This window comes from Paenibacillus typhae, from assembly GCF_900099765.1.
GTDB classification, from domain to species: domain Bacteria; phylum Bacillota; class Bacilli; order Paenibacillales; family Paenibacillaceae; genus Paenibacillus_AQ; species Paenibacillus_AQ typhae.
Window position 1 is genome coordinate 194403 of the sequence record NZ_FNDX01000007.1, and the last position, 17767, is coordinate 212169.

The following is a 17767-nucleotide window of genomic DNA, read 5'->3' on the forward strand; positions in this document are numbered from 1 at the left end:
TTGGAGGAATTGAATTGATTAACAATGAAGCAATGACAAAGATGACGCTCAAATACTATAGCCCTAATACTGCTTATGCATACGAAGGAGCTGGCGAGCTTACATGCCACAATGAATCTTGGATCATGGCTAAGAAGCTAACTATCACATTCGATAAACAGGAAGCGGTACAATACGATAATTATCGTTTGGCGAGTAGCAAAGAGCTTTTATGGTGGCTTGGTGCAAGTGATTGTGAGATGCCGAAGATAATAGAATGTGCAGATGGACTCTTTCAATGGATCGAGCCTGGATATGACATTGTTGAGAGTGTGTTGTTTAAAATATAACCCAAACGACAAATAGCCCACTCCATATGTTACAGTATGATTGGGCTATCCTTCATGTATGCTCAAGCCTATCACGCATACGATTAAACTCTCTGATATAACTCTCCTTAAACATAGCAGCATCCTTACCTGTGTAGCCCATGACAAGGAGAAGCCATCCTGTGTAATGTAGCACTTCGGCATTTCCTTGTTTTGTTTACTAAAATAAGAGGATAACGCAAAATTGCGTTCTCTAAATTCCTCACTACATTCAAGGGATTTGATACTACGTATTACATCTGCATGTCTTTTCCCAAACACTTCCGCTATCTTCAAACTATCCGTTACTGCTTTGCCTTCTTGCTTGATTACCAATTGAACACTTTCCATCAGTATCAACACAGAAATATTATCCAGTGTATTCTCTTACAATGAACACAAACAATTGATAATGAACCATGGTTTGTGTTGAATGATGTGTGTAAGGTGTTGGGATTGGCAATCCAAGTGATGTAAAAGCTAGACTTGACGCTAATGTGGTTTCAAACCACACCATCCCCGATTCTAATGTGGTTATGTTATCGCTTCTCTGGAATATGCAAATTAAACTAATCTGCTACAATCAGTCCACTCTTCCACAACGCAAGTACAACATCCATTTGGGAGTTATGTGATTTCTTTACGTCTTTCATCACTTCTTTCCATAATACATTTCTATCACTTGCTAATTCCGGATTAGCTTTCAGCAGCTTTACAGCTTGAACGGCGTATGCCTTGTTTAAGCTATCCGATCTATACGTATAATTCCCCTTTGGAATGCCTCTGACTAATCCATCTTCACACAAACCAAGAAATGCATTCTTGGGGCATCCTTTACGTTGTGTCCAAGTTCCTTCAACAAATACGTCTGAAGCAGCCGCATTCCAAGCAGTAAGCGGTTCAGACTGTTCAACCATACTTAGCAACTCCACAGCCTTAATTGTGACAACTCCATACTTGTTCATATATGGCTCCCCTCGAATTCTGATAATATATGTGATTTCAAGCACTCCAAGTTAATACATGTAATATAATATTTTATTTTTTATATATTATTGACTAATTGTAATACGTGTAATACAATTAGTCAATAACCTAAACACGAAAGAAGGAAATAAAATGAATAATCAATCAAAAACTATAAGCTTCCGAATTGATAGAGCAACCTCAAAAAGCTTAGAAAACATAAAGGATTATATTTCCAAAGATGCTCATAATGAATTAAATCTATCAGCTTTACTACGGTACTGCGTTGAATTCACTGAAAAAAATTTCCATAATAAAAGTTTGAATTGGGAGGAAGTTATGGAGATTATCAAAAGTTATGTTACGACAGCTTTTTTCAAAGCTCACGGACGAAAAGATTTAAAATATTTAGATGTATTACTTGATGAAATAGAAAGAGCAAATGATGAATACGATCTAGAGGAAGTTCAGGAATTAAGAACCCTATATAATGAGGAAGAACCTATTACTCTTGTTCGTCTCCTAAGATTCAAATTCAGACTAATGCCTAGCGTATTTTTATCTTTCCTTGGGGTAGATGAAGAAGAATATAATCATCTCAATGATGATGAGTTAGCTGACTTTATCAATAAAAAGCTTAGCGAAGAGGAATTTAGAAACAATGCAGTAAGATTATTTGGTTTGAATATTTAATAAAAAACCATATTGCCATTGAATTCATTTGCCTGCCTTACGGCAGGCAAGCGGAACTGGAAAGAATGTTAAGGCACCTTGACGCACCAATTGTTCATTCCAATCCTTAAAATCATCTGTGGGATAGAATGCATGAACTGTGTAATTCACATCTTTTGTTTCAATAAAACCAGCAACAGCCTTTCTTGCAGGTTCATCGTTGTCCAAAGCCATCCATATATCTGTAACCTCTCTGTTCTCCTCTAAGAAAGTCTCTAATGTTTCCATATCTAACCCACCTAAAGCAAGGATGTAATGTGATCTGACTTTCGGATAGAGTTGTAAGAAGGACATAGCATCAATCGGAGCCTCAAAAACAATCACTTTGTTAGATGATTTGACCGGACGTATGACCCAGCCATATTTCCCATTGCTTCCTTCCGCTTTCCCTTTGTAAATCTTGTCTTTGTTTGTTCCCCTGATGATTGCCCCTCTTGCCTCACCTGTCTTGTCGTAACATGGAAATACGCAATTCGCATGTTCATCCTGGTATAGTAGCTTATGATCAATCACTTCTCTTACAATCTTCATGGGAATTTTCCTATGCTTAGTCAGATATACAACGCTAGCGCCTATACTAGCCTTATTTGGCGAATTAAACCTTTTTTCCTGTTCCGCTTTCACACGCCGAAGGCGGGTGACTCGTTGTTCATCAACATTAACCTCAGAACACTTGAGCAACTCCTCCATAGCATTGGCAAAACGCATCTTCAAGATCTCAACACAAAAATCTATGGCACTACCCGTTTCTCCTGTTGCATTCCAGTAATAAAAATTGTCTTTAATTATCAAGCCACCATAATTCAGCACTCTATAGTTGCCATTACCTTCATCTTGAATCCCGATTCCCTGACGCTCACACAAATCAATTAAATTGGACAGTCTTGCTCGTTTCTTCTGTTCTTTTGTATAAATCCCAATCACTCCTTTAAAATTGACTTAAAATCAAAGTGGGGTGTTTTTTCCCTGTAATAGTAATAAAGCACCCCACTTTTAAATTCACTCAAGATATAGTAATCCCCCATTAAACTCAATCATTTTATATCCATTGCTAGTTACTCTTATCGTCAATTCTTTCTTCTCGAAAACCTCAATGATTTTCTCTCTCTTCATCTCATCGCTCCAGTGCCGTTTCAGCCACTCCTTAAATTTAGCTCCACCTATTGTGGATGAGTAAACACTAACTCCAAGTGGATTATTAATCCTTTTCATTTCCGCTCTGCAATACTCAAGACTTTTTACAGCCCATGTCTCACAATCGTTCATGAATCTTCCTTGTCCATTACTTCTAAGTTGAACCTTCGTCATGTTACGATTCGGTAATCCAAAATGCTCTTGTAATCGTTCAATCCATCTTTTTTGATTAGTGTACAAAAAGATATGAACTGGTGTAGTTGCATTTATATTTCGTAATGCACAACGATGAATGAGCTGTACGATATCTGCCATGAATACTTCCTCGTACAGCCTTTGAACCGCTTCATCTTCAAACCAATTTGAAAAATTCCCATCATTGATTCTAATGTTGGTTTCAGTTCCGAACAAAGCTATTGCATATTTCTTATAAGATGATGGATGTCTTATAGGCAAATTCAATAAGGCAAGCGAATCAAAGTCGCTCAACACATTTTTGCCTACCGTATTAAAAATATTAATAGGCATTTCACTGTGAGACTCGGCAACATCACCAACCGTCTTTGTCTCAAAAAGCGAGATTTGATTCTCAGTAATGACCTTCATATCAATGTATCTTTGAACGTCACTTTTAGCCATCAAGGGCAGAATCTCACCATATTTCGTACGAAGCTTAAACATATCTTCGGAGATCAATTCTATGGTGTCAGGAGTTCTACTTGAAGCTGATGTACTTATCGCCCTGTGATGAAGATTGAGTCTACCCTTGTAATTATGGTAGTTCTTAACCCCTTTCATAATGTAGCCGCTATAGAAGCTAGGCATAAGATCACTCGTACCATCTAAAATAAGAATATTGCCCATTGGTTTATAATCTATAGCCTCTGCACACATAATCTTAGTACCATACTTCGATCTGTCGAGTACTCCTACGTTATCTTTTCGCAATAACTTCAGAAACCATTTGTACTTATCAACATGTTCACGATTTGCCGTATCCACTTTAAGCTTTTTCAATATCTCATTTAGCTTATCTCCAGACTCTCCCCCCTGGATATATCTAAATAAGTTCTTCGTAACGTGCTCTCCGACTTCCATTTCCCTTGCAATAAGTTTGTTAATGAGAATTCTCCCGAACTGCATATCCTCTTCATCCAAAGAACTAACTTCTCCCAAGTGGTCAAACCAATCAACAGCATTATCTTTACTTGAGATATCAAAGTCAGCATCGTTCACGAAAATAGGCATTTCATCAATGATAATCAGTCGTTCTCTAGCTCGTTGTCCTTCTTTCTCCTCATACATGATCTTGTTAAAATCACCATAACCAAGGCGAAGATCACGTAATCGTTGCTGAGTGATGCAGAGAACTTGATATTGATCGACTTCATCATAAACCTTGGTGAAATTATCCTCATTCAAATATTGAATCAGGAATGGTCGGTAATGTTCGAGCGCATATTCACTAATCTCCTCGTAATAGCTATTCATTGTGTCTTTGTTGTTAAACACTATAAGCATCGGGCTTGCCATTCGCTTCGAAGCCATTTCCTTTGTCAGTTCTTTTAATGCAGTCGTCTTACCTTGTCCAGGAGCAGAATTACACACCCAATGAATCTCATTACGCTTCTCACATTCCCTCACAAAACTATTGAGTATATTTAATGTGTCCTCGTAAGCCTGGGGATGCAGATTACTTCCTACTTCACTAATTAAATTAACATTGCTCATTTACATTTCTCCTCTGTATTTTGATATACAGGGAGATAAAAAAACCCTTCCACAAACGGGAAGGATTAAACAAAGCTATACCAGCTGAATATAGACGTCTATTTATCTCCCCTACAACAAATACAATTAACACGTCTGTTAAAGCATTTGTTATTTATGAATTTGTGTATGTATGTAGAGGAGAAAATTAAAACAAGGCTCAATTCCAAAGCCTTGTTCGGTATGTTACCTAAAAGCTTCCGTTCAATGATTATACGAGTATTATAGCATTTGTTCTGTCAAATGTCAAGATAAACCTATTGACTTTCGCATTGATCTATGATTTACATCCGAGAATTAGCCCTCTAAATCCTAACAATTTATTGGGTTTCTGCTCCTTCTTCTTTCGCCATTATTAATAATAAATGAATGACTTCAAGTGTAGCTTTAACAACCTTTGGATGTAATGCCTCATCCAGCAGCACTTGCTCATCCTTAATCATTCTAATGATATGTTGACAAGTCTTACGCTGCCATTCCATGTCGTCAAAATCTAACTCACCCTCAGAATCTCGTTCATTTTCGATATCGCCCATATGACATTCCCCTTCACAAAAAAATGTTTGCTGGTATGAAGTTAATTCAAGCTCTGAAGCCCCTAGCTGCTCCTCTATCGGATTTTCGCCAAATGGATTAACAGTTTTATGCTATAACATCAAAAAAGCACCTGAGGCATCCCTAGGTGCTAATAACTTTCATACTCTAAACTTGTTTGCCGGAGAGAACCGTCTATGAGCTTCGGCAATATCGACAGCATTCATTTGTATATACGTTCTTACAATATCCATCCTTGAATGACCTAGCAGCTTTTGTAGGGTAAAAGCATCGCCGCCATTCTGAATATAGAATTTTGCGAAAGTATGTCGAAGTACATGGCAAGATGCTTTGACTCCATTTAATCCTGCATTTTTCCGAATTGTGCCGAATTGACGTACTATTCCTTTGGTAGTCATTGTTTGACCATATGCCGTCATGAATACGTGATCCGATCCAAAATTGATTTTGTTCTCTGTCAGAAGCTTTTGAATCAAGTTTAAGACCTTTCGTGAAACAGGTACAATTCGCGCCTTTCCATTCTTTGCAATCTCATCATCCACTTTGACAACTCCGATTTCAAAATCAAAGTTTTTTTCATTCAGTGCCACTAATTCTCCTGCCCGTAATCCGCAATCAATACCAAGCATAATTAAAGTGAAATCCCTAAACCCTGTATAGGTACTTTTCTTGCAAGCTCTAAGCAATGCTCTTACTTGTTCTTCCGTAAGTCCTTCAACAGTATCAATAGGTTGCTTAAGTAATTTAACCGGAGCAGCTTCGTTCCGTTCCCAAAGTCCATTCGCCAATATTACATTGTAAAAGTGTTTCAGTGTTTTTAACCGATCATTAATAGTGACTGGAGCAAGCCCTTTTCGCTTTCCTCCACGTACATGTGTTTGATAAACCACGTATTGTTCCTGCATTTCAACTGACCATTCACGTATAATGCTTGTTGAGATATCTTCCATGAGTTCCGAATAACCTTTAGATTTCAAGAAATTCACAAAATATTCTTTATCTCTAAGCAAGTCATTTTTGCGCCGTTCCGATATTCCTTCCGATCTTTTGATATCAATGAACTTTTTAAAGAGTTCATGAATTGTCACCTTTGAATAATTTTTAACTTCAAAACCATCGACTTCGTCTGAGATTACCGCTCTCTTTTTTCCGCGAATATCTCTACCGGACGACAAAGAACGCCTATCCATAACTAATCCTCTCCATTCGGATTAATATTGAACAAGCGTTGTAGTTGTTTTTATCAAAATAATGGGGTAAGTACTCCATTTTGTGTAGTACATACCCGCTATTTCAACTATGAAGTGTTTACCCTATTATGCCCCAGTACACCATAAAATGCCCTCTAGTTCTGCATTACAAAATCATTGTCAATCTTCGCATTCACATCATCGAACACCCGCAGGATATCGTAACGTGTATTGCGCTGTGCCGGAATCTTGCCGGCTTCGCGGATCAGCTGAAGAATCTGCTCGATGTTGACTTTATGTGTAGCGCCGGCAGAGGATACAACATTCTCTTCGATCATCGTGCTGCCAAAGTCATTGCACCCGTACCGCAGGGACAGCTTGCCGACCTCAGGTCCCATCGTTACCCATGAGGACTGGAAGTTCTTGATGTTGTCGAGCACCAGCCGGCTGATCGCTACCGTCTTCAGGTACTCTTCCGGAGTCTGTCTGTCCAGCTTGAGGTTGGTATTATCCGGCTGGAACGTCCAGGAGATAAACGCCAGGAAGCCTTCGGAGTCATATTTATTCGCCAAGCATTCATCCTGCGCCTCTCGTACCCGCAGAAGATGCAGCGCCCGCTCCTCCATGCTTTCGCCGAGTCCGATAACCATCGTAGCGGTTGTATTCATGCCGATCTTGTGTGCGGTCTTCATGACGTTCATCCAGTCCACCCAGGAGCCTTTAAGCCGGCTGATCTTGCGGCGGGTACGGTCGTCGAGGATCTCTGCCCCGCCGCCCGGCAGTGAGTCAAGGCCGGCAGCATGAATCTCGCGCATCACCTGCTCCAGCGGCAATCCGGATACTTCGACCATCTTCATGATCTCTGCCGGAGAGAAGGAATGCATCGTGATTTCAGGGAAACGTTGTTTGATCCCGCGGAGAATATCCGTATAGTAGCTGAACGGCAGATTCGGATTCGTTCCGCCCTGCATTAGAATTTCTGTACCATTTACAGCAATCGTCTCAGCAATCTTCTGGTAGATGGTTTCATCAGGGAGCACATAACCTTCCTCTGATCCGGGTCTGCGGTAAAATGCGCAGAAACGGCAGTACACATCACATACATTGGTATAGTTAATATTGCGCCCAATGACGAACGTAGCCAGCGGATCCGGGTGCCAGCGCTTCATGATAACATCTGCAGCTGCGCCCATTTTTTCAATTTCGTTGCTCTCGAACAACCGGATCGTATCTTCCAGCCCGAGGCGTTCGCCTTTCAGCGTCTTATCCAGAATAAGATCTATCGCACTCATCGTTCGCAGCCTCCTTCAAAGTCCATATCTTATGGTTGATTAAATTTTAAAAATAAACATAGATAAGCATTCGTCCTTCCATCGTAACACAATCCCGGCTGGTTGAGAATTCTTTTGGTGCTACCCTTCTGTTTTCCCGGCAAAAAGGACGGCAGCGCTTTAAGGTGCGCTGCCGTCCTTCCTGTATATTTATTCAGCTGTTATTGTCTGCTCCAGCTCCAGACGCGCTGCTTCCAGCGCCTGGCCAAGATCAGCGATCAGGTCGTTCACGTGCTCAATGCCGACGGAGAAGCGCAGCAGCCGGTCATCTACCCCGACTGCATCACGGATTTCCACCGGAATGTCGGCATGAGTCTGTACCGCCGGATAGGTCATCAGCGATTCAACACCGCCCAGGCTCTCGGCAAAGGCGATCAGGCGGATGTGGCGGAGCAGCGGCTCAACATACCGGGCATCCTTTACTTTAAAGGAGAAAATCCCGGTGTTGCCGGAGGATTGGCGGTTCTGGATTTCATACCCCGGATGATCCGGCAGCCCCGGATGGAACACCTCGTCAACAGCCGGATGCTCCAGCAGATAACGGGCAATCGCCAGGGCGTTGCTCTCATGCCGTTCCATGCGCAGGGCCAGCGTCTTCATGCCCTTCATCAGCTGATAGCTGTCGTTCGGTGCAAGAACGGCGCCCAGCGAATTGTGCAGAACAGCCATTTCAGCAGACAGCTCGGCTCCCTTGGTCACAATCAGTCCGGCAAGTACATCGTTGTGGCCGCCCAAATATTTGGTCGCGCTATGAACGATGATATCCGCACCAAGCTCAAGCGGACGCTGGAAGAACGGGGTAAGCAGCGTATTGTCCACAATGGTCAGCAGCCCGTGATGGCGGGCCCAGGTACACACTGCTTCTATATCGGTAATCATCATCAGCGGATTGGTCGGCGTCTCGATAAAGACAGCCTTCGTCTCCGGACGGCGGGCTGCCTCCAGCCCGTCAAGATCATTGGTATCCACATAGGAGGCTGTGATTCCGTACTTGGACAGAATCCGTTCCAGAAGACGGTAGGTTCCACCATATAGATCAAGAGAAACGACCAGATGATCACCCTGTCCGAATAAAGCGAACACGGTCGTCAGGGCAGCCATGCCGGAGCTGCAGGCAAAGCCGGCATCGCCGGACTCCAGCTCAGCCGCAGCCGTTTCCAGTACGGAACGGGTCGGGTTTTTGGTACGGATATAATCAAAGCCCGTGCTTTGTCCAAGTCTCGGGTGACGGAATGCCGTTGCATTGTAAATCGGATAATTAACTGCCCCGGTAGCGGGATCTTCCTGTGAGCCTATTTGTGCAAGTCTGCTTTCAATCCTCAGTTTCTCGTCCATCGTGAGCCTCCTAATGTGGGGTTATTGTACAGTTGCTTCTATATTAAATAATAGGGCCAATATCGTAGGGTGTCTCCTGGTATACATAGTAATTGAGCCAATTGGCGAACAATAAGTTGGCATGGGCGCGCCATACGGCCGGCGGTGTACGCTGCGGATCATCCTTGGGATAATAATGTTTCGGCAGCGCAATATCCATTCCCTTGGCAACATCACGGTCATATTCCCATTTCAGCGAGAACGGGTCATATTCGGAATGTCCGGTAACAAATATCTGTCTGCCGTCATGTGTCGCTACAAGGTAAACTCCGGCTTCCTCCGATTCGGCCAGAATCTGCAGCTCCGGGTTAGCTTCGATATCTTCACGCGATACGTCTGTATGGCGGGAGTGCGGCACATGGAATACCTCGTCAAAGCCGCGCAGCAGCTTCACATTATTATGGCTCAAGGTGTGGGGGAACACTCCAAAGCATTTTTCTTCTAAGCTGACCTTGCGTACACCAAAGTGATGATACAGTCCCGCCTGGGCGGCCCAACAGATATGCATGGTCGATGTAACGTTATGCTTGCTCCATTCAAAAATCCGTTTCAGCTCTTCCCAGTAATTCACGTCCTCGAACTCCAGCTGCTCTACCGGAGCCCCGGTCACAATCAGGCCGTCAAACCGGCGGTGGCTGATTTCATCAAAGGTTGTATAGAAGCTCTTCAAATGCTCCGCTGAAGTATTCTTGGAGGTATGGGAGCTCGGATGAAGCAGGACTACATCGACCTGGAGCGGAGAGTTTCCGATCAGGCGCAGCAGCTGCGTTTCGGTCGTTTCCTTGGTTGGCATCAGATTCAGGATGGCGATCCGCAGCGGACGGATATCCTGATGGAAAGCCTGGCTTTCATCCATTACAAAGATATTTTCTCCGGATAATACTTCTTTGGCCGGTAAACTGTCAGGAATTTTGATTGGCATTGCTGTGTCCACTCCTTAATCGAATTAGTACCTGATCTTAAACTGAATTGCATGCAAAAATGACCCTTCTCGCACGAGAAAGGTCATATAGGTTCAGTCATATGCGCCTCTCTCATCTGCCAGAACCAACGCCGGGGTTAGATCCCCCGCATAGCTTCCGCAAGAATTAGCACCGTGCGTATATACGCCGGTTGCCGGGTTTCATCGGGCCAGTCCCTCCACCTGCTCTTGATAAGATTTAGCTGTATTCAGTTATTTTTCTTAAAATTCACTTTAAATCATGAACCTGCTTTTCGTCAAGTCCATACAATGCTGAAGAGCCCTTGAAATGTAAAGAATTTTGCTTGAAAGAGGCATACCCCGGCGTTATACTAGACAAGTGTTTCAACGGCACAAATGACGAGGAGCAGAGGTGAGAGAAGAATGGAAGGCGACCCGGGTACGCAGTTAAGCGTGCAAAGTGAGCAACCACACAGGATTAACATCAGCTTGCCGGCGGCGGGAGCACTACTTCTTCATGCTCTCGAGACGTCATTCTAGCCCGACTCATTGATTGTACTGCCGGCTAAGCTGATTTTTTCCGTGTGCTTTAATTAGCATAACCCTGGAGAAGACCGGGGACATAAGGAGTGAAATCAGATGAAAATCCGGCTGGTAAACGCAGGGGTTTTTACCCCGATCGATGATATTGAAGTAACACTGACTGCACCCGCTGAAGGTTTCTACTGGATCGACGCTGATGATGAGGACCTGGAGCTGCTTCAGCCCCTGTTCAATCTGCATGATCTTGCCGTGGAGGACTGCCTCAGCGAAGAGGAGCAGCGTCCGAAGATTGAAATTTATGAGAGCCATTATTTTATTGTAGTAAACAGCATCCGGTTTGATGATGAGGAAATTTTCCTCCGGGCGCTGAATGTATTCCTGGGCAGACATTACATTATTACTGTCACCAAACAAAAGATTCACGAGCTGCGTGTCCTGAAGCCCATTCTGTGGGAGCAGGAGGTCAGCGAGCCTGACCGCTTCCTCTACCATCTGATCGACATCGTTGTAGACAACTACTTCTCTGTCGGCGACCGGATTGAAGCGCGGATTGAGAAGCTTGAGGAAGATATTCTGATGCATACCAAGAAAACGCATCTGAGCGAGATTATCGGTCTGCGCAGTGAAATTCTCTGGCTGAAGAAGATGCTTGGGCCGCAGAAGGAAGTCATCAACACCCTGAACAAAAAGGACCTGCGTCTGATCGACGACCAGCTGCAGAAATATTTCAGCGACATTTATGAAAATGCGGTCAAAATCTCTGAAACCTTTGAGACCTACCGCGATCTCATGGGCAACTTGCGTGAAGCCTACCAGTCGAGTATTGCTAACCGCGCCAATGAAATCATGAGAGTGTTCACTGCAATAACTACAATATTCATGCCGCTGACCGTCATTACCGGTATATACGGGATGAACTTTGACAATATACCCGAGACCCATTCGCAGTACGGCTACTATGGCGTAATTGCTGTGATGGTAACGCTAGGCTGCGGGATGCTTGTTATTTTCCGCAAAAAGGATTGGCTATGAACGTTAACGGACGATTACGCTGAGGCGAAGGCTACCGCTACTGCAAAGTATGGGGAACCTTCGCCTTTTGCATATTCTAATAGCTTACCGCTTCTCCCGTGAACTGGGACTCGCGGGTCCGCCGGAAGCGGATGCGGATGAGCCGCAGGCGCTCATAATAGAGATCCAGCCCTTCTGCCGGCGAGAATTGATCGCCGTATGCCTTATACAGCGCAGGCTTCAGAAAAGTATCGCCCATCAGCTCATAGGCTGTCCAGATCCTGTTCTGCTCCTCCGCCGAGACCTCCTTCAGCTCATTCTCGATCAGCTTCTCAACGGAGTAGCCCTCCTTCTCCAGCTCTTCAACCGCTTCCAGCACTTCACGGCGGCTGATTCCTCCGGTGGCCTGCAGCTGCTCCATGCCAAGCCCGTTCTCGATCCCCTGCAGCAGAACCCGCCGCAGCCGCAGGCGTTCAAGCTGCTTCTTGTACTTGATCTCCTTCTGCTTGTACAGCCAGGACGAGAATCCTTCCTCCTCTACAGCCTCATGCACCCAGCCCAGCGGATAGCTGTGCTCACGCGGAATCCCCGCCGTAATGCCCAGCCAGTCGCTGCCATGCTGCGCGGCCTTGCCCTCGCCGACTCCCGGAATCTGCAGCAGCTCCTCCTCCGTGCGCGGCAGATAGGCGCTGAGCATGCGCAGCAGACGGTTGCTGGCCAGAATATACGGTGCCTTCCGCTCGCTGGAGGCTTTGCCGCGCCGCCAGGCGCAGAGCTCCTCATAGACAGCCTGATTGCCGTATTGCTCACTGTAATACTGCAGCTTCAGCTGCTCCCGGTTGCGCCCTGCCAGCGTCTCTTCCTCGTGAAAGGCACCGTCTATCAGCGGACGGTAGCCGTCCCCCATCTTCACTGCCAGTTCATGCCGGTAGACACAGAGCATCTCATTCCATGAGCCGCCCTCATACCAGATATGCTCATCAATCTCATGGCTGCCGGAAAAATCCCGCCATCCGATCCGCCAGATTCCTTCCTCTTCGCCGATCCAGAGCTGGGCAAATACCTCCTGATCCGCTCCGGACATTCTGGACAACCGGTTCAAAAATACAATCTGCATTGGAATCCCTACTTTCGTTGTCTTACAGCATGCATACAAGTAGAAACGGCTAGATCGTCCTAAACAGGACGGTATCCGGTTCGGCGGGAAAGATAAGGATAAAGGATTGGTGAAACCTGTACTTTCTTATCTTTACGCAAAAAAGCACCTCTCCCACGAACAATCGTGAAAGAGGTGCTTCCTCGTAAATGCTATACTGTTAGAAACTACAATACCATATATTTCCGTACAGTCAATCCCTTTTTGAATCAGGCCCCGGCGAGCGCCAGCCTGGCCAGGCCAAGCGCCCCGGCAAGTCCGGCGTTGTCGCCCAGCTGCGGCGGCACGATGTAGCTGCCGATCTCCTGATTCAGTGCAGGGTGCTGGACATATCCGCCGAGCAGCTCCTGCAGCTTGGCATGAATCAGCGGGAACAGCTGGCTCTGCTTCATGACTCCGCCGCCCATGACAATCTTCTGCGGCGACAGCACTAGCACATAATTCATCAGTGCATGAGCCAGGTAATGGGCCTCCATCGCCCAGGCCGGATGATCCGCAGCCAGCTCGCCGGCAGGCTTGCCCCAGCGGCTGCCGATAGCCGGCCCTGCAGCCAGACCCTCCAGGCAATCCCCATGGTAAGGGCAGAATCCGCTGTAGGTATCCTCAGGATGGCGCGGAACCAGAATATGTCCCATCTCCGGATGGGACAGGCCGTGAATCAGCTGACCGCCTATAACCGCACCTGCTCCGATACCTGTACCTACAGTAATATACAGACAGCTATCCAGACCCTGCGCAGCTCCCCAGGTATACTCACCGAGCGCAGCCCCGTTCACATCGGTATCAAAGCCGATGGGCACGTCAAAATGCTCCGCAACTGCGCCCACCAGATTAAATCCTCCCCAGTGAGGCTTAGGTGTAGTGGTAATATGGCCGTATGTAGGGCTGCCCAATACCGGGTCAATCGGCCCGAACGAGCCGATCCCGATGGCTTCTGCTTTTTTTCCGGAAAAGTAGTCCAGCACCAGTCCCATCGTCTCCTGCGGCGTTGTCGTCGGGAAGCTGACCCGGTCGATAACCGACCCGTCCTCCTGTCCGATTCCGCATACAAATTTGGTTCCCCCGGCTTCAATAGCTCCAAGCACTCTCACAGCAGCATTCTCCCTTCTAAAATGAGCGCAGGCCCCGCTTCAGGCCCGGTCAATGTATAGTCCGCATATCAAAATAAAACGCTCTCTTATAATGATTATACGTGCCATGCGAGAGTATGACAAGCGGTTGACATACTCTCGGTAAAATAAAAAAGAACAAGTCTCTCCTCCATTACCTCTGGAAAAAGTGACTAGTTCTTATAAGCCCGCATAGGGACATGCCGGCCATTCATTGCGGGAATTGAGCGGTTTTGCGCTCTCTGTAGAATCGGCAGGCTGAGACGAAACGCTCTGCTGCCGGGAAATGGGAGGCCAGATGAACATGTGCGTACGCGGCCATGACATTCCCCCGGAGATAGCCTTCCGGCCGGCTGCCGCCCCGCCCCTTGCTCTCGTAGGCATACTGCCGGTTTTCCAGTTCATCGTAATGCATTACCGAGTAATGAAATTCATGGCCGCGCAGCCGCTCGCCCCGCTTCAGCAGCAGGCTGTCCTGCAGCGCTGTAACCTCACGGTAGCCAAGTGCGGCACGTCGCTCCTGCATTACGGCGCGGGCAGGGATGACCCCGGCCATCCTGTGCACAGCTCCGGCACGGTCGGTAAGCGTCCGGGCCAGCACCATGTAGCCGCCGCATTCCGCATACAGCGGCATGCCGGCTTCAGCCGCTGCAAGCAGACCGCCAATAAAGCCTGTATTGGCGGAGATTTCTGCAGCGAATTCCTCGGGGAAGCCGCCGCCGAGATAGATGCCGTCCGCCTCCGGCGGAATCTGATCGCCGCGCAGCGGGCTGAACGGGATCAGCCGGGCACCGGCACGGCCCAGCAGCTCCAGATTGTCGGCATAATAGAAATTGAATGCCGCATCTTGGGCAACGGCGATGACCGGGCTTTGAACCGGCATAGCCGAATCTGCAGCGGCCGGGACGGACCGCGCTGCCTCCCTTGGTCCGGCGGACGCAGCATCGGATGCGTCCGCAGCGGTAACCGCCGGGCAGGGCGGCAGCGGAGGGGCAGACTGCGCGATCTGCAGCAGCTGCTCCAGATCCACGCCTGCCGCAAGCGCATCAGCGGCATGCCCGAACAGCGACTCCAGCTCACCCCGCTCCACAGCAGGCAGCAGGCCCAGATGCCGCTCCGGGATGTCCAGCGCTGCATCACGCATCAGGCCGCCGATAACAGGAATGCCGCAGGCGGCTTCGATGGCCGTCTTTACCGTCAGGTAATGACTCTCGCTTCCGCAGCGGTTCACAATAACCGCAGCAATCCGCACCCGCGGCTCCAGCTGCCGGAAGCCGAGCACAACCGCGGCCGCGCTGCGGCCCATGCTGCGCACATCCACGACCAGCACCACAGGGCTGTCTGTAATAATGGCAAGTTCTGCGGTGGAGCCCGTCAGCCCGTCCGCCTCCTTACCGTCATACAGTCCCATAACGCCCTCCACAACAGACAGCTCTGCGTCTTCGGAGGAATCCGCAAAATACTCCAGAAGATACGGGTGTGAAGTCATCCAGGAGTCGAGGTTACGGGCAGGGCGCCCCGTTACCGCAGCGTGATAGGCGGGATCAATATAATCGGGGCCGCATTTGAAGCCCTGGACCCTGAGTCCGCGCCGGGCAAACGCCCGCATCAGCCCCAGTGTCACGGTTGTCTTGCCTGAACCGCTGCCGGTGCCGGCGACAATAATACGCGGGCGGTATTGCGGCAGCGAACGCTCACTCTCCCGGAATGAAACTGCTTCATTCATTTTCGGTCTCCTCCCTGCCGCCACCGAAAGATATTCTGGCTACAGCAATAGTTACATTGCCGCTCTTTTTCTTGGCCAGCAGCAGCTCGCCGCCTCCTGAGGCCAGCAGGGCAGCCGGTTCACAAACGCCATAGGCTCCGGTTGCCTTGAATACAACGGCAGAAGGCTGCTTAAGCGGCACCGTATTCAGCTGCTCCGGTGTAAACAGGTTAAGCTCCCAGCCGAATTTGCGGCAGAGCTCCAGCAGTCCGGCTTCATCGCCTTTAATCGTTATGGTGGCGGCGCCCCGGACGCTTAACGGGGACAGCCGCAGCTCTGCCAGCGTCTCCATGACGACGGCCTCCAGCTCAGCCGCCGCCGTCCCGCGGTTGCAGCCCAGCCCCAGCACCAGGCTGCGGGGCCGGTACACGGCAGCCGGCAGTCCGCGGAGCGCTGCAGCATCAGCCTCATCCAGCAGCCGGTCGGTGATGACAACCGCTGCACGGCAAGGCTGCTGCTGCAGCTCAGCCATGCTGCCGCAGAGCCGGACATGCTCCGGCAGCACAGCTCCCGCAGGCAGCCAGCCCATTTCGCCCGCTTCCTGCAGCACGGCTACCGGCTCGCCGTTGACCAGCGCAGCGCTGACGCCTTTCATCGGGGCAAAGCTCTCCGCCTGCCAGCCGAACTCCCGGCCCAGCAGATCCGCGGCAAAAATGCCCTGCACATCGGAGGCCGTCGTAATGACCGGGCGGCTGTCCAGCAGCCGGGCAATGTGCAGGGTCAGCCTGTTCGCTCCGCCCAGATGGCCGGACAGCACGCTGATGACATGCTTCCCGCTCTCGTCGATCACTATGACGGCAGGATCATGCCGTTTATCCTCCAGCAGCGGGGCCATCAGCCGGACGGCGGCTCCGAGAGAGAAGAACAGGACGACCGCCTCATACCTGCGGAATAATCCGGGCAGCAGCTCCTTGACCGGCCCGTCAAAAATCCGCCGCTCCCCCGGTATCTCCCCCAGCTCCCCGCTGTATTTGGCATAGCAGTACACCTCGGTATCCGCCAGCAGGCCGCCCAGCTTCAGAGCCAGCCTGATTCCGTTGCGGGTAATGGCTACAGCCGCAATCTTACTAGCCATCCTGGCCGCTCCCCTGCCGGAAGCCGTGGGTAAAGGAGCGGTCATAGAGCTTCGAGCGGTGGGCATCGCGGTTCACCAGCTCCGGGTCCAGCGCCCACCCGGCCAGGATCATCGCATGCATGGCAATGCCGGCCTCCTGCAGATCCCGTTCCAGATGCTGCACGGTCGTCCGCACAATCTGCTGGTCCGGCCATGTAGCTCTCTTAACGACGGCTACCGGCGTATCAGGGCTCCAGCCGGCGGCAAGAAATTCAGCGGCGGCCTGTCCGGCAAGCGCTGCGCTCAGAAACAGCGCCACTGTGCAGTGGTGAGCGGCCAGGGCGCGCAGCTGCTCACGCTCCGGCACCGGGGTGCGCCCTCCGCCGCGGGTCAGAATGACCGTCTGGGTCAGCTCCGGTACGGTCAGCTCGGCACCGAGCGCAGCTGCCGAAGCAAATACGGAGCTGACGCCGGGAATAATCTCACAGCTGACGCCGCACAGCTTCAGCAGCGACATCTGCTCGAGGATGGCCCCGTACATGGACGGATCACCGGTATGCACGCGCGCCACACTCCCGCCTTCCTTAACCGTCCGGGCCATCAGCTCCACCTGCTGCTCCAGATCGAGGCCCGAGCTCTGCACAACCTGCGCACCGGGCTTCGCACTGAGAATCAGCTCCCCGCTGACCAGCGAATCGGCGTAAAGGACCAGATCGGCCGAGCGCAGAATCCGGCTGCCTTTGACCGTAATCAGCTCCGGGTCGCCTGGCCCTGCACCGACAATATATACCTTCGGCTCAAGCAGCAG

The 17767-nt window shown here is 49.0% G+C and carries 16 protein-coding genes, 1 pseudogene and 1 riboswitch; of the genes and pseudogenes, 3 read left to right on the plus strand and 14 right to left on the minus strand.

The annotated features are described in order from the left end of the window. The first annotated feature begins 14 nt into the window (after positions 1-14). Positions 15-329, plus strand: a complete 315-nt coding sequence (locus tag BLR64_RS09025; protein ID WP_090713798.1) for a hypothetical protein — start codon at positions 15-17, stop codon at positions 327-329. Between the two features lie 52 nt (positions 330-381). Here BLR64_RS09025 and BLR64_RS31215 read toward each other — a convergent pair. Both BLR64_RS31215 and BLR64_RS09035 read right to left on the minus strand, forming a co-directional pair. Further along, positions 382-698, minus strand: a pseudogene (locus BLR64_RS31215) (Rha family transcriptional regulator). Positions 699-916: 218 nt separating this feature from the next. Continuing rightward, positions 917-1312, minus strand: a complete 396-nt coding sequence (locus BLR64_RS09035; protein WP_090713799.1) for a DUF6979 family protein — start codon at positions 1310-1312, stop codon at positions 917-919. Positions 1313-1466: 154 nt separating this feature from the next. Between BLR64_RS09035 and BLR64_RS09040 the strand changes: the two genes are divergently transcribed. After that, positions 1467-2006: a hypothetical protein gene (locus BLR64_RS09040; protein ID WP_090713800.1), complete on the plus strand. Its 540-nt coding sequence runs from the start codon at positions 1467-1469 to the stop codon at positions 2004-2006. 24 nt (positions 2007-2030) lie between these two features. Here BLR64_RS09040 and BLR64_RS09045 read toward each other — a convergent pair whose 3' ends face one another. From BLR64_RS09045 to metA, 7 genes are all read right to left on the minus strand, one after another. After that, positions 2031-2969: a DUF3991 and TOPRIM domain-containing protein gene (locus tag BLR64_RS09045; protein ID WP_139171937.1), complete on the minus strand. Its 939-nt coding sequence runs from the start codon at positions 2967-2969 to the stop codon at positions 2031-2033. 75 nt (positions 2970-3044) lie between these two features. Continuing rightward, the gene (locus tag BLR64_RS09050; RefSeq protein ID WP_090713802.1) at positions 3045-4910 is read right to left on the minus strand and encodes a DEAD/DEAH box helicase family protein; all 1866 of its coding nucleotides are present in this window, start codon (positions 4908-4910) and stop codon (positions 3045-3047) included. A gap of 359 nt (positions 4911-5269) precedes the next feature. Then, complete coding sequence (locus BLR64_RS09055; protein WP_090713803.1) at positions 5270-5485, minus strand: hypothetical protein; 216 nt, start codon at positions 5483-5485, stop codon at positions 5270-5272. Positions 5486-5644: 159 nt separating this feature from the next. Further along, complete coding sequence (locus BLR64_RS09060; protein WP_090713804.1) at positions 5645-6694, minus strand: tyrosine-type recombinase/integrase; 1050 nt, start codon at positions 6692-6694, stop codon at positions 5645-5647. A 155-nt stretch (positions 6695-6849) separates the two neighbouring features. Further along, positions 6850-7986, minus strand: coding sequence for a cyclic dehypoxanthinyl futalosine synthase (mqnC, locus tag BLR64_RS09065; RefSeq protein ID WP_090713805.1), 1137 nt, complete (start codon positions 7984-7986; stop codon positions 6850-6852). Between the two features lie 189 nt (positions 7987-8175). Next, entirely contained in the window at positions 8176-9360 is a 1185-nt protein-coding gene (locus BLR64_RS09070) for an aminotransferase class I/II-fold pyridoxal phosphate-dependent enzyme (RefSeq protein ID WP_090713806.1), read from the minus strand. Between the two features lie 43 nt (positions 9361-9403). After that, positions 9404-10321, minus strand: coding sequence for a homoserine O-acetyltransferase MetA (gene metA, locus BLR64_RS09075; RefSeq protein WP_068728976.1), 918 nt, complete (start codon positions 10319-10321; stop codon positions 9404-9406). Positions 10322-10430: 109 nt separating this feature from the next. Continuing rightward, positions 10431-10559, minus strand: a riboswitch (SAM riboswitch). Positions 10560-10960: 401 nt separating this feature from the next. Between metA and corA the strand changes: the two genes are divergently transcribed. Continuing rightward, complete coding sequence (corA, locus tag BLR64_RS09080; protein ID WP_090713807.1) at positions 10961-11896, plus strand: magnesium/cobalt transporter CorA; 936 nt, start codon at positions 10961-10963, stop codon at positions 11894-11896. Positions 11897-11972: 76 nt separating this feature from the next. Here the strand turns inward: corA and BLR64_RS09085 are convergent, their stop codons facing one another. From BLR64_RS09085 to cobM, 5 genes are all read right to left on the minus strand, one after another. Continuing rightward, positions 11973-12992, minus strand: coding sequence for an HRDC domain-containing protein (locus BLR64_RS09085; RefSeq protein ID WP_090713808.1), 1020 nt, complete (start codon positions 12990-12992; stop codon positions 11973-11975). 248 nt (positions 12993-13240) lie between these two features. Beyond that, entirely contained in the window at positions 13241-14122 is an 882-nt protein-coding gene (locus BLR64_RS09090; RefSeq protein ID WP_090713809.1) for an ROK family protein, read from the minus strand. Positions 14123-14351: 229 nt separating this feature from the next. Further along, entirely contained in the window at positions 14352-15866 is a 1515-nt protein-coding gene (locus BLR64_RS09095) for a cobyrinic acid a,c-diamide synthase CobB (protein WP_090713810.1), read from the minus strand. Beyond that, entirely contained in the window at positions 15859-16980 is a 1122-nt protein-coding gene (locus tag BLR64_RS09100) for a cobalt-precorrin 5A hydrolase (RefSeq protein WP_090713811.1), read from the minus strand. Before BLR64_RS09100 ends, BLR64_RS09095 begins: the two co-directional genes overlap by 8 nt. Then, entirely contained in the window at positions 16973-17767 is a 795-nt protein-coding gene (gene cobM / locus BLR64_RS09105) for a precorrin-4 C(11)-methyltransferase (protein WP_090713842.1), read from the minus strand. Before cobM ends, BLR64_RS09100 begins: the two co-directional genes overlap by 8 nt.

Excerpts from the sequence above, each read along its gene's own strand:
- BLR64_RS09035 (WP_090713799.1), bottom strand. The coding sequence starts at position 1,312 with ATGAACAAGTATGGAGTTGTCACAATTAAGGCTGTGGAGTTGCTAAGT.
- BLR64_RS09040 (WP_090713800.1), top strand. The coding sequence starts at position 1,467 with ATGAATAATCAATCAAAAACTATAAGCTTCCGAATTGATAGAGCAACC.
- BLR64_RS09050 (WP_090713802.1), bottom strand. The coding sequence starts at position 4,910 with ATGAGCAATGTTAATTTAATTAGTGAAGTAGGAAGTAATCTGCATCCC.
- BLR64_RS09055 (WP_090713803.1), bottom strand. The coding sequence starts at position 5,485 with ATGGGCGATATCGAAAATGAACGAGATTCTGAGGGTGAGTTAGATTTT.
- BLR64_RS09060 (WP_090713804.1), bottom strand. The coding sequence starts at position 6,694 with ATGGATAGGCGTTCTTTGTCGTCCGGTAGAGATATTCGCGGAAAAAAG.
- mqnC (WP_090713805.1), bottom strand. The coding sequence starts at position 7,986 with ATGAGTGCGATAGATCTTATTCTGGATAAGACGCTGAAAGGCGAACGC.
- BLR64_RS09070 (WP_090713806.1), bottom strand. The coding sequence starts at position 9,360 with ATGGACGAGAAACTGAGGATTGAAAGCAGACTTGCACAAATAGGCTCA.
- metA (WP_068728976.1), bottom strand. The coding sequence starts at position 10,321 with ATGCCAATCAAAATTCCTGACAGTTTACCGGCCAAAGAAGTATTATCC.
- corA (WP_090713807.1), top strand. The coding sequence starts at position 10,961 with ATGAAAATCCGGCTGGTAAACGCAGGGGTTTTTACCCCGATCGATGAT.
- BLR64_RS09085 (WP_090713808.1), bottom strand. The coding sequence starts at position 12,992 with ATGCAGATTGTATTTTTGAACCGGTTGTCCAGAATGTCCGGAGCGGAT.
- BLR64_RS09095 (WP_090713810.1), bottom strand. The coding sequence starts at position 15,866 with ATGAATGAAGCAGTTTCATTCCGGGAGAGTGAGCGTTCGCTGCCGCAA.
- BLR64_RS09100 (WP_090713811.1), bottom strand. The coding sequence starts at position 16,980 with ATGGCTAGTAAGATTGCGGCTGTAGCCATTACCCGCAACGGAATCAGG.